Annotated in this window: 25 protein-coding genes; 12 read left to right on the top strand and 13 right to left on the bottom strand. The window is 61.5% G+C overall.

Going from position 1 to position 23676, the window contains the following annotated elements; genetic code table 11:
- Positions 1-54: 54 nt before the first annotated feature.
- Positions 55-1398, top strand: coding sequence for an aminodeoxychorismate synthase component I (gene pabB / locus ACVWSC_RS09600; RefSeq protein ID WP_442113405.1), 1344 nt, complete (start codon positions 55-57; stop codon positions 1396-1398).
- Between the two features lie 66 nt (positions 1399-1464).
- Here pabB and thrH read toward each other — a convergent pair whose 3' ends face one another.
- Entirely contained in the window at positions 1465-2082 is a 618-nt protein-coding gene (thrH, locus tag ACVWSC_RS09595) for a bifunctional phosphoserine phosphatase/homoserine phosphotransferase ThrH (RefSeq protein WP_274113395.1), read from the bottom strand.
- 127 nt (positions 2083-2209) lie between these two features.
- On the opposite strand from thrH, the gene ACVWSC_RS09590 reads away from it, so the two are divergent.
- Positions 2210-2944 carry a phosphoadenylyl-sulfate reductase gene (locus ACVWSC_RS09590; protein ID WP_128324564.1) on the top strand — a complete coding sequence of 245 codons (735 nt, stop codon included), beginning with the start codon at positions 2210-2212 and terminating at the stop codon, positions 2942-2944.
- Between the two features lie 57 nt (positions 2945-3001).
- Here ACVWSC_RS09590 and cysB read toward each other — a convergent pair whose 3' ends face one another.
- The 4 genes from cysB to ACVWSC_RS09570 all read right to left on the bottom strand — a co-directional run bounded on the left by cysB (position 3002) and on the right by ACVWSC_RS09570 (position 6556).
- The gene (cysB, locus tag ACVWSC_RS09585) at positions 3002-3976 is read right to left on the bottom strand and encodes an HTH-type transcriptional regulator CysB (protein WP_442113404.1); all 975 of its coding nucleotides are present in this window, start codon (positions 3974-3976) and stop codon (positions 3002-3004) included.
- A gap of 124 nt (positions 3977-4100) precedes the next feature.
- A complete protein-coding gene (locus tag ACVWSC_RS09580) occupies positions 4101-4598 on the bottom strand; it encodes a universal stress protein (protein ID WP_442113403.1) in 498 nt (165 codons plus the stop codon).
- 93 nt (positions 4599-4691) lie between these two features.
- A complete protein-coding gene (locus ACVWSC_RS09575; protein ID WP_442113402.1) occupies positions 4692-5600 on the bottom strand; it encodes a 5'-nucleotidase in 909 nt (302 codons plus the stop codon).
- Positions 5600-6556 (bottom strand): putative 2-dehydropantoate 2-reductase, encoded by a 957-nt coding sequence (locus ACVWSC_RS09570; protein ID WP_442113401.1) that lies wholly within the window; start codon positions 6554-6556, stop codon positions 5600-5602. The genes ACVWSC_RS09575 and ACVWSC_RS09570 overlap by 1 nt, the downstream gene beginning before the upstream one ends.
- 117 nt (positions 6557-6673) lie before the next feature.
- Between ACVWSC_RS09570 and ACVWSC_RS09565 the strand changes: the two genes are divergently transcribed.
- A complete protein-coding gene (locus ACVWSC_RS09565) occupies positions 6674-7120 on the top strand; it encodes a PilZ domain-containing protein (RefSeq protein ID WP_442113400.1) in 447 nt (148 codons plus the stop codon).
- 169 nt (positions 7121-7289) lie between these two features.
- Complete coding sequence (locus ACVWSC_RS09560; RefSeq protein WP_442113399.1) at positions 7290-8366, top strand: 3-deoxy-7-phosphoheptulonate synthase; 1077 nt, start codon at positions 7290-7292, stop codon at positions 8364-8366.
- Between the two features lie 117 nt (positions 8367-8483).
- Here the strand turns inward: ACVWSC_RS09560 and ACVWSC_RS09555 are convergent, their stop codons facing one another.
- Positions 8484-8765, bottom strand: a complete 282-nt coding sequence (locus ACVWSC_RS09555; RefSeq protein WP_028941432.1) for a GNAT family N-acetyltransferase — start codon at positions 8763-8765, stop codon at positions 8484-8486.
- 508 nt (positions 8766-9273) lie between these two features.
- Between ACVWSC_RS09555 and oprI the strand changes: the two genes are divergently transcribed.
- Positions 9274-9525, top strand: coding sequence for an outer membrane lipoprotei OprI (gene oprI / locus ACVWSC_RS09550; protein WP_003259780.1), 252 nt, complete (start codon positions 9274-9276; stop codon positions 9523-9525).
- Positions 9526-9791: 266 nt separating this feature from the next.
- On the opposite strand, the gene ACVWSC_RS09545 is transcribed toward oprI, so the two are convergent.
- From ACVWSC_RS09545 to ACVWSC_RS09535, 3 genes are all read right to left on the bottom strand, one after another.
- Positions 9792-10763 (bottom strand): L,D-transpeptidase family protein, encoded by a 972-nt coding sequence (locus tag ACVWSC_RS09545; protein ID WP_442113398.1) that lies wholly within the window; start codon positions 10761-10763, stop codon positions 9792-9794.
- 121 nt (positions 10764-10884) lie between these two features.
- Positions 10885-11166 carry a hypothetical protein gene (locus ACVWSC_RS09540; protein ID WP_442113397.1) on the bottom strand — a complete coding sequence of 94 codons (282 nt, stop codon included), beginning with the start codon at positions 11164-11166 and terminating at the stop codon, positions 10885-10887.
- Positions 11167-11222: 56 nt separating this feature from the next.
- Positions 11223-11828, bottom strand: a complete 606-nt coding sequence (locus tag ACVWSC_RS09535; protein WP_442113396.1) for an arylesterase — start codon at positions 11826-11828, stop codon at positions 11223-11225.
- Positions 11829-11838: 10 nt separating this feature from the next.
- On the opposite strand from ACVWSC_RS09535, the gene ACVWSC_RS09530 reads away from it, so the two are divergent.
- From ACVWSC_RS09530 to ACVWSC_RS09515, 4 genes are all read left to right on the top strand, one after another.
- Complete coding sequence (locus ACVWSC_RS09530; protein WP_442113395.1) at positions 11839-12522, top strand: ABC transporter ATP-binding protein; 684 nt, start codon at positions 11839-11841, stop codon at positions 12520-12522.
- On the top strand, positions 12522-15032 hold the full coding sequence (locus tag ACVWSC_RS09525; RefSeq protein ID WP_442113394.1) for an ABC transporter permease: 2511 nt from the start codon (positions 12522-12524) through the stop codon (positions 15030-15032). Before ACVWSC_RS09530 ends, ACVWSC_RS09525 begins: the two co-directional genes overlap by 1 nt.
- Positions 15033-15111: 79 nt before the next feature.
- Positions 15112-15606, top strand: a complete 495-nt coding sequence (gene greB, locus ACVWSC_RS09520) for a transcription elongation factor GreB (protein WP_442113393.1) — start codon at positions 15112-15114, stop codon at positions 15604-15606.
- Positions 15607-15751: 145 nt separating this feature from the next.
- The gene (locus ACVWSC_RS09515) at positions 15752-16969 is read left to right on the top strand and encodes a DUF3422 domain-containing protein (RefSeq protein ID WP_442113392.1); all 1218 of its coding nucleotides are present in this window, start codon (positions 15752-15754) and stop codon (positions 16967-16969) included.
- A gap of 12 nt (positions 16970-16981) precedes the next feature.
- Here the strand turns inward: ACVWSC_RS09515 and ACVWSC_RS09510 are convergent, their stop codons facing one another.
- The gene (locus ACVWSC_RS09510) at positions 16982-17290 is read right to left on the bottom strand and encodes a hypothetical protein (protein ID WP_442113391.1); all 309 of its coding nucleotides are present in this window, start codon (positions 17288-17290) and stop codon (positions 16982-16984) included.
- 196 nt (positions 17291-17486) lie between these two features.
- Positions 17487-18899, bottom strand: a complete 1413-nt coding sequence (locus ACVWSC_RS09505) for an MltF family protein (RefSeq protein WP_442114282.1) — start codon at positions 18897-18899, stop codon at positions 17487-17489.
- A gap of 158 nt (positions 18900-19057) precedes the next feature.
- On the opposite strand from ACVWSC_RS09505, the gene ACVWSC_RS09500 reads away from it, so the two are divergent.
- From ACVWSC_RS09500 to ACVWSC_RS09490, 3 genes are all read left to right on the top strand, one after another.
- Complete coding sequence (locus tag ACVWSC_RS09500) at positions 19058-19864, top strand: TatD family hydrolase (RefSeq protein WP_442113390.1); 807 nt, start codon at positions 19058-19060, stop codon at positions 19862-19864.
- A gap of 86 nt (positions 19865-19950) precedes the next feature.
- Positions 19951-21429 (top strand): methyl-accepting chemotaxis protein, encoded by a 1479-nt coding sequence (locus ACVWSC_RS09495; RefSeq protein WP_442113389.1) that lies wholly within the window; start codon positions 19951-19953, stop codon positions 21427-21429.
- 75 nt (positions 21430-21504) lie between these two features.
- Positions 21505-21867, top strand: coding sequence for an Mpo1-like protein (locus ACVWSC_RS09490; RefSeq protein WP_442113388.1), 363 nt, complete (start codon positions 21505-21507; stop codon positions 21865-21867).
- A gap of 153 nt (positions 21868-22020) precedes the next feature.
- Here ACVWSC_RS09490 and ACVWSC_RS09485 read toward each other — a convergent pair whose 3' ends face one another.
- Both ACVWSC_RS09485 and ACVWSC_RS09480 read right to left on the bottom strand, forming a co-directional pair.
- The gene (locus ACVWSC_RS09485) at positions 22021-22821 is read right to left on the bottom strand and encodes an acyl-CoA thioesterase (RefSeq protein WP_442113387.1); all 801 of its coding nucleotides are present in this window, start codon (positions 22819-22821) and stop codon (positions 22021-22023) included.
- An 81-nt stretch (positions 22822-22902) separates the two neighbouring features.
- Positions 22903-23670: a CHAD domain-containing protein gene (locus ACVWSC_RS09480; RefSeq protein ID WP_442113386.1), complete on the bottom strand. Its 768-nt coding sequence runs from the start codon at positions 23668-23670 to the stop codon at positions 22903-22905.
- Positions 23671-23676 lie beyond the last annotated feature (6 nt).

Below are 23676 nucleotides of genomic sequence, written 5' to 3'. Positions count from 1 at the left end.
CACGTCCTACACGGGACTACAATCGCCTCCCCCGCATTCATAGCTGTTACTTGCATGCCGACCTGTACGCTTCACGCCCTGCCCTACCTGGCCGACCCTGCGGCCTACTTTGAACGCATTCGCCAGGCGCCCGGCGCCGTGTTGCTCGACAGTGCGCGCCCCAGCGCCGAGCGCGGACGTTTCGACCTGCTCAGCGCCTGGCCGCTGCACACCCTGACACCACAGGCCAGCGAAGCGGGCACGGCCTTTCTTCAGCGCTTGCGCAGCAGCCTGGCGCAGTTAGGGCCGGCGCAACTGCCAGACGGCATCGAACTGCCCTTTGCCGGCGGCCTGATCGGCTACCTGAGCTACGACTTCGGGCGCCGCCTTGAGCAACTGCCGACGCTGGCCGCTAACGATCTGGGCCTGGCCGACGCCAGCCTGGGGCTGTATGCCTGGGCACTGATCAGCGATCACCAGCTAAAGCGCAGTCAGCTGCTGTTTCACCCAAGCCTGGCCGATGCTGAGCGCCAGCGCCTGATCAACCTATTCGACAGCCCTGCGACAGCCAGCAACACGCACTTCTCGCTGTTGGCGCCGATGCAGGGTGATATCAGCCGCGAGGAATACCGGCAGGCCTTCGACAAAGTGCAGGCCTATATTCACGCTGGCGATTGCTATCAGATCAACCTCACCCAACGCTTCCGTGCCCCGTGCGAGGGTGACCCGTGGCATGCCTACCAGGCGGTGCGCCAGGCTTGCCCTACACCCTTCTCCGGCTTTCAGGCGCTGGCCGACGGCAGTTGCTTGCTGAGCTTTTCGCCGGAACGTTTTATTCAGGTCAGCAACGGCCGGGTTGAAACCCGCCCGATCAAGGGCACACGCCCTCGCAGTGCCGACGCCGAACAAGACGCGCGCAACGGTGCCGAACTGCTGGCCAGCCGCAAGGATCGCGCGGAAAACCTGATGATCGTCGATTTGCTGCGCAACGATCTGGGCCGCACTTGCGAGATAGGTTCGGTCAAGGTGCCTGAACTGTTCAGCCTGGAAAGCTACCCCAACGTGCACCACTTGGTGAGCAGCGTCACCGGGCAGCTGGCTGCCGATAAAGACGCCCTCGACCTGATCGCCGGTAGCTTCCCCGGCGGCTCGATCACCGGCGCACCGAAGATTCGCGCCATGCAGATCATCGACGAGCTGGAGCCCAGCCGCCGGGCGCTGTATTGCGGTTCATTGTTGTATATCGATGTGCGCGGTGAGATGGACAGCTCCATCGCCATCCGCAGTTTGCTGGTGAAGGACGGTCAGGTGTGCTGCTGGGGTGGCGGCGCGGTGGTGGCCGACTCGGACTGGCAGGCGGAGTACGAGGAATCGATTACCAAGGTCAAGGTGCTGCTCGATACGCTGCAAGGGCTTTGAACTGCATCGCGGGGCAAGCCCGCTCCCACCGCCAGGTAGGAGCGGGCTTGCCCCGCGACAAGGCCCTTACAGGCTCAGCGAACGATTCGAAGCCTTGATGAATTCTTTCTTCAACGCCTCGAAGTCATGCACCGCCGGGAACTGCGGAAACTCGCGGATCACGTTCTCCGGCGCATGGAACAAAATGCCGGCATCGGCTTCACCAAGCATGGTGGTGTCGTTGTACGAGTCACCTGCGGCAATCACCCGGTAGTACAGGCTCTTGAACGCCAGCACCGACTGACGCTTGGGGTCTTTCTGACGCAACTGGTAGCCCGTCACCCGGTCTGTGTCGTCAGTAATCAAGCGGTGGCACAGCAGGGTCGGGAAGCCCAGCTGGCGCATCAGCGGCTGCGAGAATTCGTAGAAGGTGTCAGACAGAATCACCACCTGAAAACGCTCACGCAGCCAGTCAACGAACTCAATGGCGCCGTCCAGCGGCTTGAGTGTGGCGATCACCGCCTGGATATCGGAAAGCTTCAGCCCATGCTCATCGAGAATGCGCAGGCGCTGTTTCATCAGCACATCGTAATCAGGAATATCGCGCGTGGTGGCCCGCAGCGATTCGATTCCGGTTTTTTCCGCAAAGGCGATCCAGATTTCCGGAACCAGTACGCCTTCCAGGTCGAGACAGGCAATTTCCACAGCACACTCCTCGAACAACAAAAAATGGGAAGCCGCACTCTACATGCGCGGCATCCAGGCCGGCAATTTTTGTTAAGATCGCGGTATTACGAGCGCCAAGCGCCATTCAATGACCGGAAGCCGCCTGATGAGCCAACCCTTCGACGTCGCCGCCCTGGCTGCGACCTACGCCAACAAGTCCCCGCAAGACATTCTCAAGCTCGCCTTCGAACACTTCGGCGACGACCTGTGGATCTCCTTCAGCGGCGCCGAAGACGTGGTGCTGGTGGACATGGCCTGGAAGCTGAACAAGAACGTCAAGGTGTTCAGCCTCGACACCGGTCGCCTGCACCCGGAAACCTATCGCTTCATCGATCAGGTGCGCGAGCAGTACAACCTGCCCATCGAAATCCTCTCCCCAGATCGCAGCAAACTCGACCCCTTCGTCAAAGAGAAAGGCCTGTTCAGCTTCTACAAGGATGGCCACGGCGAATGCTGTGGCATCCGCAAGATCGAACCCCTGCGCCGCAAGCTGAGCACTGTCAGCGCCTGGGCCACCGGCCAGCGCCGCGACCAGAGCCCGGGCACCCGCAGCCAGGTGGCCGCGCTGGAAATTGACAGCGCCTTCTCGACCCCGGAACGCACCCTGTACAAGTTCAACCCGCTGGCACAGATGAGCAGCGAGGAAGTCTGGGGCTATATCCGCATGCTCGAGCTGCCGTACAACAGCCTGCACGAACGCGGCTTCATCAGCATCGGCTGCGAGCCCTGCACCCGCCCTGTGCTGCCGAACCAGCACGAGCGCGAGGGGCGCTGGTGGTGGGAAGAGTCCACCCAGAAGGAGTGCGGCCTGCACGCCGGCAACCTGATCACCAAGGGCTGATTGCCCAGGCACAAAAAAACCGGCTCGATGGCCGGTTTTTTGTGCCTGTCAGCGCTATCAATGCACCGGTAACTCGACACCTTCGAACAGCTCTTCGAGCTCTTGCTTGTTATGGCACTGGATGGCCTTGGCCATCACTTCACGGGTCAGGTGCGGTGCAAACTTCTCGATGAAGTCGCACATGAAGCCACGCAGGAACGTGCCACGACGGAAGCCGATCTTGGTCACGCTGGATTCGAACAGTTCGCTGGCATCGAGCACCACCAGGTCATTGTCGAGCTTGGTATCAACCGCCATCTTGGCGACGATGCCGACGCCCAGGCCAAGGCGCACATAGGTCTTGATCACGTCGGCGTCGGCGGCGGTGAACACCACTTTCGGCGTCAGGCCGCGATGATTGAAGGCCTCGTCGAGCTTGGAGCGGCCGGTGAAACCAAACACGTAGGTTACGATCGGGTATTCAGCCAGGGCCTCCAGGGTGAGCTTTGGCAGCTTGGTCAGCGGGTGACCCTGCGGCACCACCACACAACGGTTCCAGCGATAGCACGGCATCATCACCAGGTCACCGAACAGCTCCAGCGCCTCAGTGGCAATGGCGAAATCCACGGTGCCGTCGGCGGCCATTTCGGCGATTTGCATCGGCGAGCCCTGATGCATGTGCAGCGCGACTTCCGGGTATTGCTTGATGAAGTTGCTGATCACTGGCGGCAGCGCATAGCGCGCCTGGGTGTGCGTGGTGGCAATCGACAGCGTGCCTTTTTTCTCGTTGGAGAATTCCTGGGCAATCTGCTTGATGCTTTCGACCTTGCGCAGAATTTCGCCGGCCGTGGTAATGATGCGCTCACCGGCGGGCGTCACGCGGGTCAGGTGCTTGCCGCTGCGGGCGAACACTTCAACGCCCAGTTCGTCCTCAAGCAAGCGGATCTGCTTACTGATACCCGGCTGGGACGTATACAGACTCTGCGCTGTCGCGGAGACGTTGAGGTCGTGGTGCGCCACTTCCCAGATGTAGCGCAATTGTTGAAGCTTCATAGGTATCCCTCAAATCAGCTGGGCGTCACCGGCAGCAGCGACGATTTATAACTATATTAGTGGTTTGAAGAATAAATCTAGAACTATTTTAGCAGTCTAGTGGCAATCTACCGAGAACGCCTTGTCAGGCCTTGCGCCGCCCCAGGTGCTGAGCCAGCGGCACCATGTACACCGGCACCGGCGACAACTGCAGCAGACGCACCGCCGTGCGCCCGATAGGAATATCAACGCCCGCCCCCTGGCTGTGGCTACCGAAGATCAACAAATCGACGCTCAGGCGCTGCGCCTGGTCGAGAATCACTTGCGCCGGATCGCCCTGACGCACTCGTACCGCTTTGATCAACGCCAGGTCCGCCTCCTCACCCAACTCATCACGAAAGTTGTCGAGCACCCGCTGCTCGATGTTGGCCATGACGTTGTTGACCCCCTGACTGTGCAGTTGGTCCAGCGTGCGTTCGTCCAGATAGCTTTGCAGCAGCGACTCCGCGAATTGCCCCATGGGTTCGACGGCGTGAATCACATACAGCTCTGCATTGAAGGTTCGCGCCAATGCCAGCGCGTGTTGCATGACAAAAGGCGCGTATACACCGAGGTCAGTGGCATACAGCATGGAACGGATCATTCGACCTCCTTGACTGCCGCGTGGGCAGAGCAAGTTTCAGCTTAGCAGCGCGCCAATGAGCTGCAGTTCCGTCTGGCGCCCTGCAGCTGCGGCCTAGCCCAGGGTCGGTTCGTTGCTGATGCCGTGCGGCACATGACCGGTTGCCACCACACTGCGCGCCCGCTCACAGTGGCCGGCCTGGTCATCGAAAAACACATCGGCCGCGAAGGCTTCAAGAAAGGCCGACTTATCCAGGCCACCCAGAAACAGCGACTCATCCAGGCGGACGTCCCATTCACGCAGGGTACGAATCACCCGCTCATGCGCGGGTGCCGAACGTGCGGTGACCAGCGCCGTGCGAATCGGGCAGGCGCCTTCCGGAAATTCCTTCTGCAACTGGTTCAGGGCGGCCAGGAAGGGCTTGAACGGCCCGCCGCGCAACGGCTCGCGGGCCGACTGCCGCTCATTGGCCTGAAACGCCTCCAGCCCACCCAATTGATAAACCCGCTCCGACTCGTCAGAGAACAGCACCGCATCACCGTCGAAGGCGATTCGCAGTTCATCACTGGCGGCGCGTTGCGCCCCACCGGAAAGGATGGTTGCCGCCGCGAAGCCCGCATCAAGCGCACTGCGCACATCATCGGCATCGGTAGACAGGAACAGATGACAGCCAAAGGCTGCCAGATAAGGGTACGGGCTACGCCCACCGACAAAGGCTGCGCGATAAATGCCCAGGCCGTGATGCTCAATCGAGTTGAACACCCGCAGGCCGGTATCGGCACTGTTGCGCGACACCAGCACCACCTCGACCCGAGGCTGGCCAAGACGCGCATTGAGCCCCAACAGTTTCTCCACCAACGGAAAGGCATCGCCGGGCTCCAGCACCTCATCCTCATGCTCGATCTGACACTGCCGGTAAGCCTCGACCCCCTGCGCCAGATACAGACGATGGCTTTCACTCAGATCGAACAGCGCTCGCGAAGAAATCGCAACCACCAACTTATCGCCAAGACTCTTGCTCATCACCGGTTCCTGTCATTATGCCGATCAACAAACGCCAACGCCTGATACAGCGCCTCCATCCGCGGCAAGCTGCACCCCGCCCGCCGCGCTTGCTCCAGCGGCTCGGCATAGATCGCCGCCAATTCAAGCGGCCGCTTCAAGGCAAAATCGTGGTACATGCTCGGCCAGTAGTCCGGCATCTTTTCCGTCACTGCGAACAGATGCTCAGCATAGCCCTGGGGCAACTGATGGCCACAGCTGCGCGCGCCCTCAACCACTTCCGCCATCAACGCCTGAATCAACGCCCGACTGTGCGGATCGGCCATCAATGGCGTGGTGCTGGCCTTGAGCAGCACCGACAAGCCGTTATACGGCACATTCCACACCAGCTTTTGCCAGCGCGCTTGCTCAAGGTTGTCCATGGCCTGAGAGTCGATACCTGCGGCGTGAAACAACGCCGCACCCTCCTCTGTGATGCGCTGACGCTCGGCGGCGTTCAGCGCCGGGCCACTGTCATACCCCAGGTTCACGGTGCCCAGCGCCTGATGCCGGATCACACCGGGCGCCTGGCGGTTGACGCAGATAAAGCATAAACCGCCCAGCAGGTGCAGATGGTCGGCCAGTTGCGGGCGCAATTGCTGTTCGACGCCCAGACCATTTTGCAGCAACACCACTTTGCAATGACTGGCGGCCGCCTGATTGATAATCGGCGCCAGCTCCGCATTGCTGGTGGTCTTGGCGCCTACCAGCAGCCAGTCACAGCGCGGCATATCGGCGACATCAGCATAGGCATTGACTGCCATCTGCAGCGTGCCGTGCAGCGCACTCTCGACCCGCACACCGTGACGGCTCACTGCCTCGAACTCGCTGCGCAAGAGGAAATGCACGTCGAACCCTGCCCTGGCCAGCATCAGACCGTAGAAGCCGCCAATGGCGCCGGTTCCGATGATGCCAATACGCGGACTGCTGGTGTTCATCTGCTTTCCTCAACCCTTAACGTTTTTTCTTCAATTTTTTTACACATAAAACAATCGTTTTGCGCAGCCTCACTATACTGAGGCGAACAAGGTCAAAAAATCGACACGGAGTCGATCATGCGCGGATACCTGCCTCACCCGGACGACATCCCGGTCGAACTGACCCTTCGTCCGTCGCCCAGCTTGTTCCGCCAGCGTTTGCACACTATCAGCCTGGGCGGAATCGCCTGCAACCACCCTCGCGCCTACCGTCGCGGCATGGCCATCGAAATGATCATCCCCTCCCTTGGCGAATCGGCGCGTTACCCGGGCTATGTCGCCTGGTGCCAAAAACAGCGAGACGGTTATCGGGTCGGCATTGCCTTCATCGATGAACAGGCGCTGTTTGGCGCCAGAATGAGCGAGCAGATCTGCCAGATCCAGCACCTTTACCAGCAACTAGCCCTGGCTGAAGCCTCCCCACCCGACCTCGATGCCCTCGCCCGGCAATGGGTCAGCCTGCACGCCGGAGAGTTCTCCGAAGCCAACCTTGAAGCCAGCCATACCCGACAGATTCTCATTTAGGGGCAAAAACCCTGCGCCAACGGGCTTTGAGCCGCAGGAAAGCAGGTGCTACCCATTGTCGAACAACGGTGTAACGCGCTAAGGTTCCGCTCCCCGCTGCGTTCAATCTTGCTGCTCCGCCGCACGGGGATCGCTGGCGGCCGGCACCCGTGACCTGACGAGTAACACGATGGCTGATTTACCGATCGATGACCTAAACGTTGCCTCCAACGAGACCTTGATCACCCCCGATCAGCTCAAGAAGGAAATTCCCCTGAGCGCCACTGCGCTCAAGACCGTGACTGCGGGCCGCGAAGTGGTGCGCAATATCCTCGATGGCAAGGATCACCGCCTGTTCGTGGTGATTGGTCCGTGCTCGATCCATGACATCAAAGCCGCCCATGAATACGCCGAGCGCCTCAAAGCCCTCGCCGCCGAAGTGTCCGACACCCTGTACCTGGTCATGCGCGTGTACTTCGAGAAGCCACGCACCACGGTCGGCTGGAAAGGCCTGATCAACGACCCATACCTGGACGACTCGTTCAAGATTCAGGACGGCCTGCACATCGGCCGCCAACTGCTGCTGGATCTGGCAGAAATGGGCCTGCCTACGGCCACCGAAGCGCTCGACCCGATTTCTCCGCAGTACCTGCAAGATCTGATCAGCTGGTCGGCCATTGGCGCACGTACCACTGAATCGCAGACCCACCGTGAAATGGCGTCGGGCCTGTCTTCGGCGGTCGGCTTCAAGAACGGTACCGATGGTGGCCTGACGGTTGCGATCAATGCCTTGCAGTCGGTTTCCAGCCCGCATCGCTTCCTCGGTATCAACCAGGAAGGCGGCGTGTCCATCGTTACCACCAAAGGCAACGCCTACGGCCACGTTGTGCTGCGCGGTGGCAACGGCAAACCGAACTACGACTCCGTCAGCGTCGCCCTGTGCGAGCAGGCACTGACCAAGGCCAAGATCAAGCCGAACATCATGGTCGACTGCAGCCACGCCAACTCCAACAAGGACCCGGCCCTGCAGCCACTGGTCATGGAGAACGTTGCCAACCAGATCCTCGAAGGCAACCAGTCGATCATCGGCTTGATGGTTGAAAGCCACTTGAACTGGGGCTGCCAGGCGATTCCGAAAGACCTCAACGACCTGCAGTACGGTGTTTCGATCACCGACGCCTGCATCGACTGGGACGCCACCGAAAAAACCTTGCGCAGCATGCATGCCAAGCTCAAGGACGTACTGCCCAAGCGCAACCGCGGCTAACGGGCAGATTCACGGGGCAGGCTTGCTTGATGTAGGAGCGGGCTTGCCCCGCGATCTGATCTACTTCAGTTACATCATCTCGCGGGGCAAGCCCGCTCCTACCAGAAATCGTGATGCTCAGGCCTTGGTGGAGTGGCGCTGCTGGCGCTCCATGTAGCGCTCCACGTACGAGCATGACGGAATCACGGTGTAACCCATGTCTTCTGCGTACTGCAACGCCTTCTCGGTCAATGCTGCGGCAATACCCCGCCCGCGCAATGCATTGGGAACAAAAGTGCGGTAAATATCCAGGGTTTGCTTACCCAGGTCCATGTAGGTCAGGTAAGCACGATGACCGTCCACACTGGTCTCGAATTGATGACCAGCCTGGTCATGGTGGATGGACAACGCCTCGCTCATCACTACTCCTCGCGGGTCTTTTGATCAGACCCTTACCTTACCGATGTTTGTCCGGCGAAGGAACCTCTACGCCACCCCGTGCCCGTTTGGACAGCAAGAACAGCCTGGTCGTTCTATGGCTAAACAGCACGTACAAATAGTAGGCGCCCAGCGCCCGGATGCTCAAGGTGTCTGGTCGCAATTTTTGTGCACTTGCAGTCAGCGATCCAGGTCGCGCGCAGCGGCCAGAACAGTTGCCGGATGTTGTAGTGCTATGACGTTCGATGACACTTTAAGTCACCGTTAGTTCAACAAAAAAACACACTTGCTACACTTGAATACAGCCGCCGCGGCGGCGCCTTCACAGTTTTTTTACAAAGGCTGTGTAGGTCCCGGGACAGGCGTATTTTTTTGCAGTTCTTGCGCTCTGTCAGTTTACTTACTACAAGTAATGGGTACTATGTACACCGGCTAGTTTCTCTTTGCTGAGAGATGGCTATTTAATAGAAAGTCCTTGAAGGGGAACACGATGAACAACGTTCTGAAATTTTCTGCTCTGGCTCTGGCCGCAGTTCTGGCTACCGGTTGCAGCAGCGTATCCAAAGAAACCGAAGCTCGTCTGACCGCTACTGAAGACGCAGCTGCTCGTGCACAAGCTCGCGCTGACGAAGCCTACCGCAAAGCTGACGACGCTCTGGCTGCTGCTCAAAAAGCACAACAGACCGCTGACGAAGCTAACGAGCGCGCTCTGCGTATGCTGGACAAAGCCAGCCGTAAGTAATTATCCCTCGGGATTTTTATTTGGAGCCGACCCACTTGTGGGTCGGCTTTTTTATGCGCGTTTGACGGGTAGGAGCGGGCTTGCCCCGCGATGCGATGTGCCTGATAAACCGCAATCGCGGGGCAAGCCCGCTCCTACCGGGATATGCCCATACATGCCGACAACCCGCGAAGAATCTTTTTTATTGCCCGCAAGAAAGTGATCGCCAGAAACGACAAGGCCTGCACAATGGCAGGCCTCGACTACAGCAATCCAGCAACGAGCTATTACAGGTCCAGCGGTACGCTTGAAACCATCGGTTGCTGCTGCCCGCTGGTCGGCACGGCGATTTCCACCGGCATACCGTCTTCAGCGGCCACCACGTCACGCACCATGTCCCAGTTCATGCGCAGGTTGTTCGCCAGGTCTTCGCGCTTGAGCAAGGCGTTGATCACTGCCGTGTGCTTGTCGACCACCGACGGATCGCCTTTGTCATCCAGCGGCGTATGCGCCTCGAGGTAGACTTTGCCAGCACTCAGGCCGAACTTGTAAGGCTCGTTGATGATCCGCACCGAAACACCGACCGGTGCCATTTTCGCCAGCTCCAGTACGTTGTTGTTGAACATGCGGAAGCAACCGTGGCTGGTACGCATACCGATACCGAACTTCTTGTTCGAACCATGGATCAGGTAACCCGGCACACCCAGGGTGAACTTGAACGGCCCAAGCGGGTTATCCGGCCCTGCCGGCACCACGGTAGGCAGGATGTCACCGTCTGCGGCGTGCTCCTTACGGATCGAGGCCGGTGGCGTCCAGGTCGGGTTTGGCGTCTTGGCCGTTACCTTGGTGTTGGCAATCGGCGAGCCCCAGCCTTCACGGCCGATACCCAGCGGGTAGGTGTGCACCACGTTCTGCCCTTTCGGGTAGTAGTACATGCGGTACTCGGCCAGGTTGATGACGATACCTTCACGCGGGCCCGGCGGCAGGATGAAACGGGTCGGAAGGATGATCTCGGTACCCGCTCCCGGCAACCAGGGATCGACACCCGGGTTGGCGGCGATCATTTCCAGGTAGCCCAGGTCGTTGGCCGTGCCGATATCGGCGAAGGTATCTTCGTACTTGGCCTTGATCACCTGGACCTGGCCAATGACGTCTTCGCCAGGCGGTGGCAGGGGAAACTCCAGCGCAGCAGCAGGGCCTGCCGCCAGCAGGGCGGCCAGGGACAGGCAACGGGTGACGGCGGGAAAGCGCGGCAACATCCGGGAAATCCTTCGCTAATTCAGTGAGGTCAAGACGACGATTGTACACCGCCCCCAGCACAATCGGGAGTGAACCGGGCGTTTGAAGGCGGGTTAAGGGATGAAAGGCTATTACCAGCTGTTACAGCTCAGGCCAGACCGGCCGGGTGCCACGGCGCTGAGCATCGAGAATCGCCCGGCACAGCGAGCACAGCCGCCGGTCACGGTAAATGCCGCGTTCGACGGCCGACCAGCGCGGCTGCGCAGGCAGCAGCGTGCCACACAAGGTGCGGTCGGCCGAGCCTCCCAGCTCAAGCTGGCGGGCCACAAGATGGACGCGGATCTCCTGGCAGGCGAACAGGTCAAGCTGTTCGTCAGGCTCGATCAATTGATAGGCAAACAGGGACCAGGCGGGACGCGGCATCGGGGGCTCCAAATCGGGGGCGCCACATTAGCCGAAAGCCGGTCAGTATAAAAGCGTCAAAGCAGCGGTTTTAGCTGCGGCCAGGCATTTTCCAGCAAGCGCGGCTGGGCGCTCGGCCTTGGATGGATGCCATCGGCCTGCATCAGCTCGGGCACCCCGCCCACGCCTTCAAGGAAAAACGGCACCAGTGGTACCTGCTTTTCACTGTGCAGATTGGCATAGACCTGGGCAAAGGCATCGGTGTAGCGCTTGCCATAGTTAGGTGGCAAACGCATGCCCAGCAACAGCACCTTGGCGCCGGCAGCCTGAGCGTCGTCGATCATCGAAGCAAGATTTTGTTGCAATTGCTTGGGTTCCTGCCCGCGCAGGCCATCATTGCCACCCAATTCGAGCACCACCAGGGCTGGCTTGTGCGCTGCAAGCAGCGCTGGCAGCCGCGCCTGGCCTCCTGCGCTGGTGTCGCCGTTGATCGAGGCGTTGACCACTTTGGCGTCTATGCCCTCGGTTTCAAGGCGTTGTTCGAGCAAGGCAACCCAGCCCACCTGGCTATCCATGCCGAAACCGGCACTGATACTATCGCCGACAACCAACACGGTACCCGCTGCCGCACTCTGGGCCAGCGCCATCAAGGCCAGGCCAACACTCAATAACCCTACTCGCATCGGATTCTCCATGGGCCCCAGCATTCTCACTGCGTGCAACCTTAGCAAAGTGGTTCCCAGCGCGGAAGGCGACCTGACCATCCTGCACGAACTCTCACTGGAACTGAAACAGGGTGACAGCCTGGCGATTGTCGGTGCTTCAGGCTCAGGAAAATCGACACTGCTCGGCCTGCTGGCCGGCCTCGACTTGCCCAGTGCCGGCAGTGTGACTTTGGCCGGGCACGACCTGGGGCCGCTGGACGAAGACCAACGCGCCCGGGTGCGCGCCGAGCACGTTGGGTTCGTGTTCCAGTCGTTCCAGTTGCTCGACAGCCTCAATGCCCTGGAAAACGTCATGCTGCCACTGGAGCTAGACGGTCGCCGCGACGCCCGCGAACACGCCCGCAGCTTGCTGGAGCGGGTGGGCCTGGGCCAGCGCTTGAGCCATTCACCCCGGCAATTGTCCGGTGGTGAACAGCAGCGTGTCGCCATTGCCCGGGCGTTTGCCGCCGAACCGGCAGTGCTGTTTGCCGACGAACCGACCGGCAACCTCGACAGCCATACCGGCGAACGCATCAGCGACCTGCTGTTCGAACTGAACCAGGAACGCGGTACCACCCTGGTGCTGGTCACCCATGACGAACGCCTGGCCCAGCGCTGCCGCCGTCTGATCCGCCTGGACGCCGGCCATCTGGTCGCGCCACTGGAGCCCTGATGGCCCGCCTGCCGTTTTTCCGCCTGTTCGCCCTGGCCCTGCGCCAGTTACTGCGTGACGCCCGTGCCGGTGAACTGCGCGTATTGTTCTTCGCCCTGTTGGTAGCGGTGGCCGCCAGCACTGCCATCGGTTATTTCGGCGCCCGCCTCAATGGTGCCATGCTGTTGCGCGCGACCGAGTTCCTCGGCGCCGACCTGGTGCTGCAAGGCAGCTCCCCTGCCCAACCGGAACAGATTGCCAGGGGCAAATCCGCCGGGCTGCTACACGCGCAGGTGGTCGAGTTCTCCAGCGTGATCGCCACCGACAACGGTATCCAGCTCTCCAGCATCAAGGCTGCCGACAGTGCTTACCCGTTGCGCGGCGAGCTGCGCAGCGCCGCCGAGCCCTATGCCAGTGAGACGCCTGGCGGCGGACCGGCAGCGGGTGAAGCCTGGGTCGAACCGCGCCTGCTGGCGGCGCTGAATCTGAAGATTGGCGACAGCATCGATGTCGGTATGAAAACCCTGCGCATGAGCCGGGTACTGACCTATGAGCCCGACCGTGCGGGCAATTTCTACAGCCTGACACCACGGGTACTGATCAACCTGGCCGACCTCGACGCCACCGGCGTAGTGCAACCCGGCAGCCGGGTCACCTACCGCGAGCTGTGGCGAGGCGAGCCCGAGGCGCTGGCCAGCTACCGCGATAGCGTCAGCAAAAGCCTGGCCCCCAACCAGCGCCTGCAAGACTCACGCGATGGCAACCGGCAGATTGGCGGCGCCTTGGGCAAGGCTGAGCGCTACCTGAACATGGCCAGCCTGGTGGCGGTACTGCTGGCCGGCGTCGCGGTGGCGTTGTCGGCCAGCCGCTTTGCCACCCGCCGTTTCGATGCCAGCGCCCTGTTACGTTGCCTGGGCCTGTCGCGCCGTCAGGCGCTGAGCCTGTTCTGCCTGCAACTGGCAATACTCGGCAGCCTGGCCGCTGTCAGTGGCGCCCTGCTCGGCTGGTTGGCGCAACTGGGCCTGTTCAAACTACTGCAAGGCCTGATGCCTGCACAGATTCCCCCGGGTGGCCTGGCCCCTGCATTGGCTGGCGTCGCCACCGGACTGGTGGCCCTGGCCGGTTTTGCCCTGCCGCCCCTGGCAGCCCTGGGTCGCGTGCCGCCGCTGCGGGTGCTGCGCCGTGACCTGCTGCCCGTGCCGCCCAGCAGTTGGCTGGTGTACGGCGCAGCATTGCTCGCCCTCGGCCTGATCATGTGGCGCTTGAGCCTGGACCTGCTTCTGACCTTCGCATTGCTCGGCGGTGGCCTGGTCGCAGCCGTGCTGCTCGGCGGCCTGCTATTGCTCGGCCTGCGCAGCCTGCGGCAGTTGCTGGCCGGCTCGCCCCTGGCCTGGCGCCTGGGCCTGGGCCAACTGTTGCGTCATCCGTTGGCGGCTGCCGGGCAATCCCTGGCCTTTGGCCTGATCCTGCTGGCGATGGCCCTGATTGCCCTGCTACGCGCCGAACTGCTCGACACCTGGCAGAACCAGTTGCCCAAGGATGCGCCGAACTACTTCGCCCTGAACATCCTGCCCGACGACAAGAACACCTTCGCCGAGCGCCTGAGCGAGTTCTCCGCCGAGGCAGCGCCGCTTTACCCGGTTATTCCAGGGCGCCTGACGGCCATCAACGATCAGCCCGTGCAACAAATCGTCAGCAAGGAGTCCACTGGCGACCGCGCCGTGCAGCGCGACCTGAGCCTGACCTGGGCCGCCGACCTGCCTCAGGGTAACGCCCTGAGTGAAGGCCGCTGGTGGCAAGCCAGCCCTGAGACCGGCAACACCCTGCCCGGCGTGTCAGTAGAGACCGAACTGGCGCAGAGCCTCAAGCTTAAGCTCGGCGACCAGCTCACGTTCAATATCGGCGGCCAGCAACGCCAGGCTGTGGTTACCAGCCTGCGCACGGTCAACTGGGACAGCTTCCAACCCAACTTCTACATGATTTTCCAGCCGGGTACCCTGCAAGACCTGCCCACCACCTACCTGACCAGTTTTTTCCTCGCCCCCGGCCACGACCAGCAAGTGGTGGCGCTGTCGCGAGCTTTCCCGGCAGTGACCATCCTGCAGGTCGATGCCCTACTGGAGCAGCTGCGCAGCATTCTCGCCCAGGTGACGCTGGCGGTGGAGTATGTGCTGTTGTTCGTGCTGGCTGCGGGCCTGGCGGTGCTGTTTGCCGGTCTGCAGGCCACGCTCGACGAACGCATTCGCCAGGGCGCCCTGCTCAGGGCTCTGGGTGCCGGACGCGGCTTGCTGGTCAAGGCCCGACGCATCGAGTTTGGCTTGCTCGGGGCCGCCAGCGGCTTGCTGGCAGCGATCGGCTGCGAACTGATCACCCTGCTGTTGTACCGCTACGCCTTCGACCTGAGCTGGAGCCCGCATCCCTCGTTGCTGTTGCTGCCGGTAATAGGCGCTTTGCTGGTGGGTGGCGCTGGCGTCTACGGCACGCGTCGGGCGCTGAATGCCAGCCCGCTGAAAGTGCTGCGTGAAGGTTGATGACAAGCGTGTGGTGGATATGAGGTATCGTTAGGCGCCTGAACACCACTCGCCCTACCTGACCGATGAAGGACGACGCTTGGCTACAAACATCATCACCCGAGAAGGTTACGACGCGCTGAAAAGCGAGCTGGATCATCTCTGGCGCACCTACCGCCCGGAAATCACCGCCAAGGTCGCCTGGGCGGCATCGCTGGGTGATCGCAGTGAAAACGCCGATTACCAGTACAACAAAAAGCTGCTGCGCGAAATCGACAGGCGCGTGCGCTATCTGCGTAAACGCCTGGAAGACGCAAAAGTCGTCGACTACTCGCCGGAACAGGAAGGCAAGGTGTTCTTTGGCGCCTGGGTTGAAGTCGAGAACGACGACGGTGAAGTGAAGACCTTCAGGATTGTCGGCTACGACGAGATCTACGGGCGCAATGACTACATTTCCATCGACTCGCCGATGGCCCGCGCCCTGCTGAAAAAAGGCAAAGATGACGAGGTGGTGGTGCAGACGCCCAACGGCGAGGCCACCTGGTACATCAACAGTGTCCGCTATACCCCACCCGGTTCACCTGACAGCCCCTGAACGGCTGATGTGCTTGCTGCAGCCAGTACGCTCACCCAGCGGCGAATCGCCGCAGGCGTGACTCGCCCTGGCCGCTGCCCCGTCCCAACTATGTGCTCCGGCACTTGGAACAGCAGACAAACACAACAATACGGCCTGACCCTACATGCATGCCCAACGAAAAGCACTGCACAACGAACTGCATGCTCGCCCGTCCCTGTACTTCGACGAGCCCGCCCATGTGTATCACCTGGCATTTCTCGGCACTGCCGCGCAGTGCAATGCCCTGCTGCAGCGCTGCAGCCCCGACTCGGTCGAATCCGAAGCGGCGCAGGGCGTCACTCAACTACAGGGCCACCCGTTCAAGTGGGAGCGCCACGCCGAATTCTTCACCGTGACCCTGGTGGTGCCTGCCGAACACAGCGACCTGAACTGGGGCACACTGCCCCCGGCACTGGCACAGGCGATCGAGCCCTATCAGGCGCTGATCATCAATGCCGTGCAGGTGATCGTGCGTGACGAAGCCGGGCTCGACCTCAGCCGCTACGCCTTCAAAGACCCCAGCGGTTCCTGCGTTGGCGGTGGCGACGCGGTGGTCTGGAGCGACTTTCGTCTGACCGAAGACGGTACCAACCGATTTCTGTTCGTTAACCGCCGGCTCAACGCCTATCGCCAGGGCCGCATGATCCGCCGCCTTTTGGAAATCGAGACCTATCGGATGATGGCCTCGTTGAGTCTGGACACCGCCAAAGCCTTGAGCAGTCAACTGGATGACTACGAGCACAGCCTGGTCAGCCTGTCGGAACGCAACGTGGCCAGTGACGGTGGCAATGCCAAGGCCTTGCTGGCAGACATCGCCCAGCTGTCACGGCAAGTGGTAGGCAGCACGGTGAAGAGTCGTCATCGCTTCAGCGCAACCCAGGCCTATGCACAACTGGTGTTCGAGCGCTTGGGCGAATTGCGCGAAAGTCATGTCGACGATTACCAGCGCCTGGGCATTTTCATTGAGCGCCGCTTCAAGCCCACCGTGCGCTTCTGCGCCGCCACCGAGCAGCGTCTTGAGCAAGTGGCCGAAAGCGTCGCCAACCTCGGCGACCTGTTGCAAGCGCGGGTGCAGGTGGAGATGGAAGAGCAAAACGCCGAGATCATGCGCAGCCTCAATGCCCGCGCCGAGTCGCAGATCAAGATCCAGCGGGCGGTGGAAGGCCTGTCGATCATCGCCATCACCTATTACCTGCTGAGCCTGTTCAAGCTGATCTACGCCGGTTTGCATACCTTGGGCGCACCGATTTCAGCGCGCGATGCGCTACTGGCAATGGCGCCGGTAGCGATGCTCATCCTGTTGGTGATTTTGCTACGAATCAGAAAAGCCAAGGAACATTGAGCCCAACCCTGATCAACCGCGGGTGATCAAGCCCTGGCGCGCAACGCGGGTCAGGTGCCCGATCACTTCGGCGGCGTCGGCGGCGCTGGGCGCCTGGATCACGGCGAGGTCAAAACGGTCGCTGGCGAACTGGTCGAGGGAGGCGCAGGTGTCGGCGAACTGAATCAGAAAGGCAGTCGCACTGCCTTTGCGCCGCGGCCAGCCGTCGAGGTAACGCAGGAGGGTTGGCTGGTGGCTGCCGCCCAGCAGAATACGCGGCACGCGAGTGGCCTGGCTGGCAGGCAGAGGGGTCAAGCAGACACTGGTACGTGGACAACTCATGGAGTATTTCTCCGCCTCGCAGATCCCGCTGGGCTGCGGTGGGAGGCGTCACCGAACCAGCGTTTTAGCGGTATTCGGTGAACCCCATCGGGTTCTCCTGCGCCCCGCAAGTAGCTGTTTAAATCGGCGCAAGTCAGCATCCTAGAGAAGCGGCGGGCGGGCTGTCAACTGTAGGAATGTGTAGGGGCAACGGGGTTTATCGTTTTTGATCGCGGGGTTCAAGCGATGCGCGGGCGCGGTCGAAGGCGAGGAAGTACTTGTTGACGCTGTTGACGTAACTGACCGGTCCCATGCCGACCTGCTCCATGGCGATGCGTTCGGTCTGGAAGAACCACTGGTTGCCGTTCAGGCCTCGTCGTCGGGCTTCGGCGCGCATGGCTTGGACCCGCTCCGGGCCGAGGTTGTAGGCGGCCAGGGTAAAGGCCATGCGCTCACGCTCATTGAGCTGGTTGCTGGAGAAGAACTTGCGACGGATCATCGCCATGTAACGCGCACTGGCGCGGACATTGCCATCAACATTGCTGATATTGCTCACCCCTACCCGCTGGGCGGCGCTGGGGGTGATCTGCATCAACCCATGGGTTCCCCCGGCACCTCGGGCCGCAGGATTGAGCGATGACTCTTTGAAGGCTACCGCCGCCAGGTTCAGCCAATCGATATTCTGTTCACTGCCATGGCGCTGCAACACCGGGCGCAAGGCTTCCAGGCGCTTGCGATCAGTACGCGCCAACGGATTGTGCACCCGGTACAAGCGCCGGTAGATACGCTCGAAGGCCGCGTCCTGGTTCTCCGGGGGCCGGTAGCCCTGCAAGAAACGGTCAACACTGGCGTGCAACATCACCGCATCGCGGCGCACATACCAACGCATGGCGTCGGGGGCGGCGACCTGGACGTTTTTATCGATACGCAGCTTGGGCATCACCCGCGCCCAGCGCTGGGCAATGGGCTGCTCGACAACGGTCAGGTGAAAAATGCCGGCCTGAACCATTTCCAGCACATCCTCTACGGCGAGGGTCGGATCAACCCACTCGACCTTAATTGGCGGTAGTTTGCGCAACGCCAGTTTCTGATTGATTTCATGGATCGAATCACCCGCGGCACTGGCGCTGGTCAGGGTCAGCGTGCGTCCGGCCAGTTGCTCGACGCGCTGCAAGCTACGTTCGCCTTTGCGCCCCACCAGCACCATCGGCACGTTATCGACCACCGGATCGCTGGCCACCAGGCCACGGGTGGAGGTGGGATCCAGCAATTCGCCCGGTGCCACCAGATCGGCTTCACCGCGCTGCAACGCGGCCAGTAGTTGCTCCTTGGCCCGTGGAATTATTTTCAGCTTTATCTCCTGGCCGTCTCGGGCGCGGCCATTGAGGTAGTGTTCGAACGCCCGCAAACGATGGTATTCGACCCCCACCGGCACACCCTTGACCTCGCCGGAGCTGTTGCGGCTCTGATTGACCAGCACCTTGAGCACCCGACTGCTACGGATCTGCGCCAGGTCGCGAACCTGGGTCTTCGACACCGTTTGCTGTGGCCCGGGCAGGCGCGCGCTGGCCGCGCCTGCGTGAAGCAGCCCCAGGCTCAGCACAATCAACAAAAACAGCGCTCGGGTCATCCGTTCAAAGGTCCGTGCGTGTGTGGGTGGCGCCATAGTGTGCGGTCGTTCCGTGACAATTGACCGCAAAAGACCACGACAACTCATTGAAGTTCTTCGATTTATCGAAATTCCGCGAGCTTTGCTATGCTGGCCGGCCACCGGCCTGAGGTAGCACCATGCAACTCATCGACATCGGCGTCAATCTGACCAATCCAAGTTTTGCCGATAAACACCACGCGATTCTGGAGCGCGCCGAGGCGGCTGGCGTACGGCAAATGATGGTCACTGGCACCAGCCTCGAGGGCAGCGAACAGGCGCTGGAACTGTGCCTGGCACTGGATGAAAGCGGCCAGAAACTGTTCAGCACAGCCGGTGTTCACCCCCACGACGCCAGCCACTGGAGCAGCGCCAGCACCCGCCAACTACGGGCCTTGCTGGAGCAGCCGCGGGTGCGTGCGGTGGGCGAATGCGGACTGGACTTCAACCGCGACTTCTCGCCGCGCCCGCAACAGGAAAAAGCCCTGGAGGAACAACTGGCGCTGGCCGTGGAACTGCAGATGCCGGTGTTTCTCCATGAACGTGATGCCAGCGAGCGGCTGCTGGCGATCCTCAAGGACTTCCGTGACCGCCTGCCCGCCGCCGTGGTGCACTGTTTTACCGGCGAGCGCGCGGCACTGTTCAGTTACCTGGACCTGGACCTGCACATCGGCATCACCGGCTGGATCTGCGACGAGCGTCGAGGCACCCACCTGCACCCGCTGGTGAGCAGTATCCCCCAAGGCCGTCTGATGCTGGAAAGCGATGCCCCCTACCTGCTGCCGCGCAGCCTGCGGCCTAAACCCAAGAGTGGCCGCAACGAACCGGCGTTCCTTACCGAAGTGCTGCGTGAAGTCGCCCTGCACCGTGGCGAAAGCCCCGAGCAGTTGGCGGCGCACACCACCGCCTGCGCGCGGGCGTTCTTCGACCTGCCCGCGATTATTTGACGCATATCAACGCACCTCTATGCTCAGCCCGGCACAATGATGGCACCTTGCCAACAATGTTTCCGCTCAATCAGAGAAGACCTTCCATGGGTGCCTGGCTTAGCAATATCTCCCTGAAGTACAAATTCTGGGCCGTCAACGCGGTGGCCTTTGTCACAACGCTGTTTCTGGTGCTGTATGCCGTGCACCTGGAGCAACAGGCCCGGGCTGAGCAAGCCCAGGTCAAGGCCCAGGCTGAAGCGCAGCTCCTGCAAGCCTGGCCCAGCGGCCAGGTCGTGCCGGAAAACCCGTTGTGGCTGCACTACGCCCCTGGGCAAGTGCCCGCCTATGCCGATGAAGAGTTCCAGGCCCTGGCCAATGCCCAGGGCTGGGTCGAATTGCATGGCCTGGCCCTGACCGGTAGCCAGCCGATCAGTGGCGCCCAGGTGATCAGCCGCGATGGTCAACAGATTGCCGTGCTCGCCCCCTCCCCCAGCCTGCTGCAGGTGTTCACCGATCGCTTCACCAACTACGCTGTCTGCGTGCTGATTCTGATGCTGGCGATGCTCTGCGCCTCACAGCTGCTGATCCGCTTCCTGCTCAGCCAGCTCAACACCCTCAAGGATGTGATGCTGCATGTGGAAAAGACCGGCGATCTGTCAGCGCGGGTACCGTTGTCGTGCGGCGATGAAGTCGGGCAGATGGCCAGCGCCTTCAACGCCATGCAAACCACCTATCACCGCGTGGTCAACACCGTGGCGCGCACCGCGGCCCAGCTCGACTCCGGGGCCGCACGCCTGGCCGCCAGCATGAACGACGTGCGCCACGGCATGCTCGGTCAGCAAAGCGAAACCGACCAGGCCGCCACCGCCATCAACGAGATGTCGGCCACCGTCTATCACATTGCCCAGCATGCCGGTGCCACGCGTGACCTGTCGCAAACCGCCGATACCCTGGCAGGCAGCGGGCAGGAAGTGGTCAGCCGCGTGCAAACCTCGATCTCCGGGCTGTCCAGCGGCGTGCAACAGACTGCCGAGATGATTCGCCAACTGGCCGAAGACAGCCAGAAAATCAACGGTGTGGTCGGCGTGATCCACAGCATCGCCGAACAAACCAACCTGCTGGCGCTCAATGCTGCAATCGAAGCGGCGCGTGCCGGTGACCTGGGGCGCGGATTTGCCGTGGTTGCCGATGAAGTACGCAACCTGGCCAAGCGCGTACAAGCCTCCACCGATGAAATCACCACCATGGTTTCAGCGCTGCAGGCTGGCACCCGCGATGCTGTGGACTTTATGCAGGAAAGCTCGTTCAAGGCGGACGACTGCGTCCAGCAGGCGCAGGAAGCCGGCGCGGCGCTGGCCGAGATCACCAGTGCGGTGGCGCAGATGCGTGAGAGCAACACACAGATTGCTGTTGCTGCCGAGCAGCAGAGCCAGGTGGCGGAAGAAATGAACCGCGCGGTGGTAAGTATTCGCGACGTTACCGAAGAGACGGTGCAGCAGACCGTTGACTCGGCCACCACCAGCAACGAGCTGGCCACCCTGGCCGGTGAATTGAGCAAGGCCATCGGCCAACTCAAGCTATAAGCCCGATAGGCGGCGCTGATTGGCCCCCGAACGGGGGCCGCACTATTCTTCAGACAGAGCCCTGAGGAATAGCCCATGAACAAACGCCTGCCCAACTTGCACGCCTGGCAATGGCGTAGCTACCACCACAATCACCGCAACCCGACCAACCTGGTGTTGCACCTGATTGCCGTACCGCTGTTCATCCTCGGCGTGCTGCTGGTGCTGTCCGGGCTGTTCTCACTGGACCTTGGCCAACTGGCTGTGGGCGTCATCGCCCTGATTGCCGGCCTTGGCCTGCAACGCCAGGGCCACCGTCTTGAGACTGAACAGCCCGAGCCCTTCAGCGACCGCAAAGATGCCGTCGGGCGCTTGCTGGTCGAGCAGTTCGTTACCTTTCCGCGCTTTGTGTTGAGCGGTGCCTGGTGGCGTGCCTGGCGCGACCGCCATCGTCATTAGGGTCTGTATGAAAAGCTTTGAGACGAAGGTCAGGCAAGGCGAAAACAGCCGAGGAACGGTCGGAGTCGCGCTCGACTTTACGGGTTGTAAATGAGCATTCCGAGGCTGTTTTCAACGCAGCATCACCGAGTATCAAGGCTTTCCAAACAGAGCCTAAGCGAAAACGGTCACCGTCTGACGACTGATGGCCAGCAACTCACCCTGAGCAGTCCACAACGCCGCTGACGCATGGCCGTAACCATCGCGGGCATGCTCGGTGTGCACACAGTATTTGCACCAGTCCAGCGTGGTCAGGCTAGGCACCGGCTGCGGGAACTCGATGGTCCAGGTCAGGGTGCTGCCTGCAGCGGGCTTGTTGAGGAACGGCATCAGCGACGGCGGCCAGGCATCAACCAAGGCCAGCAGGTGCGCTTCACTCAAGGTTTCGTCACCCCCCTCGTCGCGCAGGCGAACCCAGCCGCCCATGCTGCGCGACTGGTTGTTGCTGAACGGCAAGCCACCGATCGCCCAACGCAAGGCGAAGTGCTGCATGAACTCCGGGGTCATCCCTTTGATGTGAGGCAGCTCAGGGGCAGATGCCTGCAGATCTTTCATTTCCACGGTGGGCAAGGCTGGCACCTCGACCATCGAGCTGCGCCCACCCCCAAAGCTGCCCTGCATCAGGGTGACGACCTGGCCATTTTGTACTGCGCGGCCCAACAGCGAGGTGACCGCTTTACCTTCGCGCAACAGTTCCACTTCGAAGCTGATCGGCACCTCTGGCTCGGCCGGGCCGACGAAGGTGATCGACAGGGAACGCACCGGGCGACCGGGCGAGGTTTTGGCGAGCATCGCTTCATACAGCAAGGCCGCCATCAGGCCACCGAAACAGGCCCGCCCCTGCACCCAAGTGGCAGGAATCGACACCGCCTGGGGATGCAGGCGCGCGGTCTTGAGCAATTGCGAGAAATTCATGCCGGTCTCATCCATGGGAAAAAACCGATCTTAACCAGCACAGGCTGCAGCCACAGCCCGCATTTCGGCCATATCTGCGGCCTATCGCTGCGCCAACAGCGCCTGCAAGCGCTCCAGGGTTGCGTCGGCGTGCTGTTCAGCTGCCTGCAGTTGGGTTTGCCAAACCGCTACACACGGCTGCAAATCAGGCTGCTGCTCGGCCGCCAGCAGCCACTGTAGGCGGTCATGCCAGTCGCCCAGATCGCCCTGGGCGCGTTTGAGCACCCGCTGCATTCGCCGCCCGGCATGCTCCAGCTGCGGATAGGCTTCGGCGGCGTAGCGCACACGCTTGATCAGCAGGCGTAGGCGATGACGGTCATGGGCGGGATCCTGTAGGGCCTGGCGCAGCTTTTTCCATTGTTTTTCCAGGCGCTTGTCGAGGCGCTGGTGCAAACCCTGGATCAAGCCTTCGCGCTGGGCCGCGCGTAAAAACATCGGGAATGCATCGGCAATCGCCAACAGGCGCCCCAGTTCAGCACTCTGGGCGACACTGGCAAAGGTCTGCGCACGATGCGCCAGGCGCACCTGCGCGGCGGCAAATTGCTCACGCTCAAGCAACTGCGCGGCGAGTACCTCGCGGTCGCGCAGCGGTGTGGTCAGGTTGCCCAAGGCTTGCGCCGCACCGTCAAGCTGGTCGACCCCGGGCAGCTCATGCAGCGGCCGCAGCAAACTGCGCAGGCGCCGCGTGGCAATTCGCAGATCATGCAACGCCTCGCTGTCGGTATCGGCTGCCAGCCGCGCCTGGCAGGCAAGCAGGCGCACCTGCACAGCCAGCACCTGGGCAATCACATGATCAAGCATTACCGCCATGGTGTT

It is taken from the genome of Pseudomonas sp. NUPR-002 (assembly GCF_056322725.1).
Note: the sequence above shows the minus strand (reverse complement) of the source record. Positions and strands in the feature narration are given on the sequence as shown.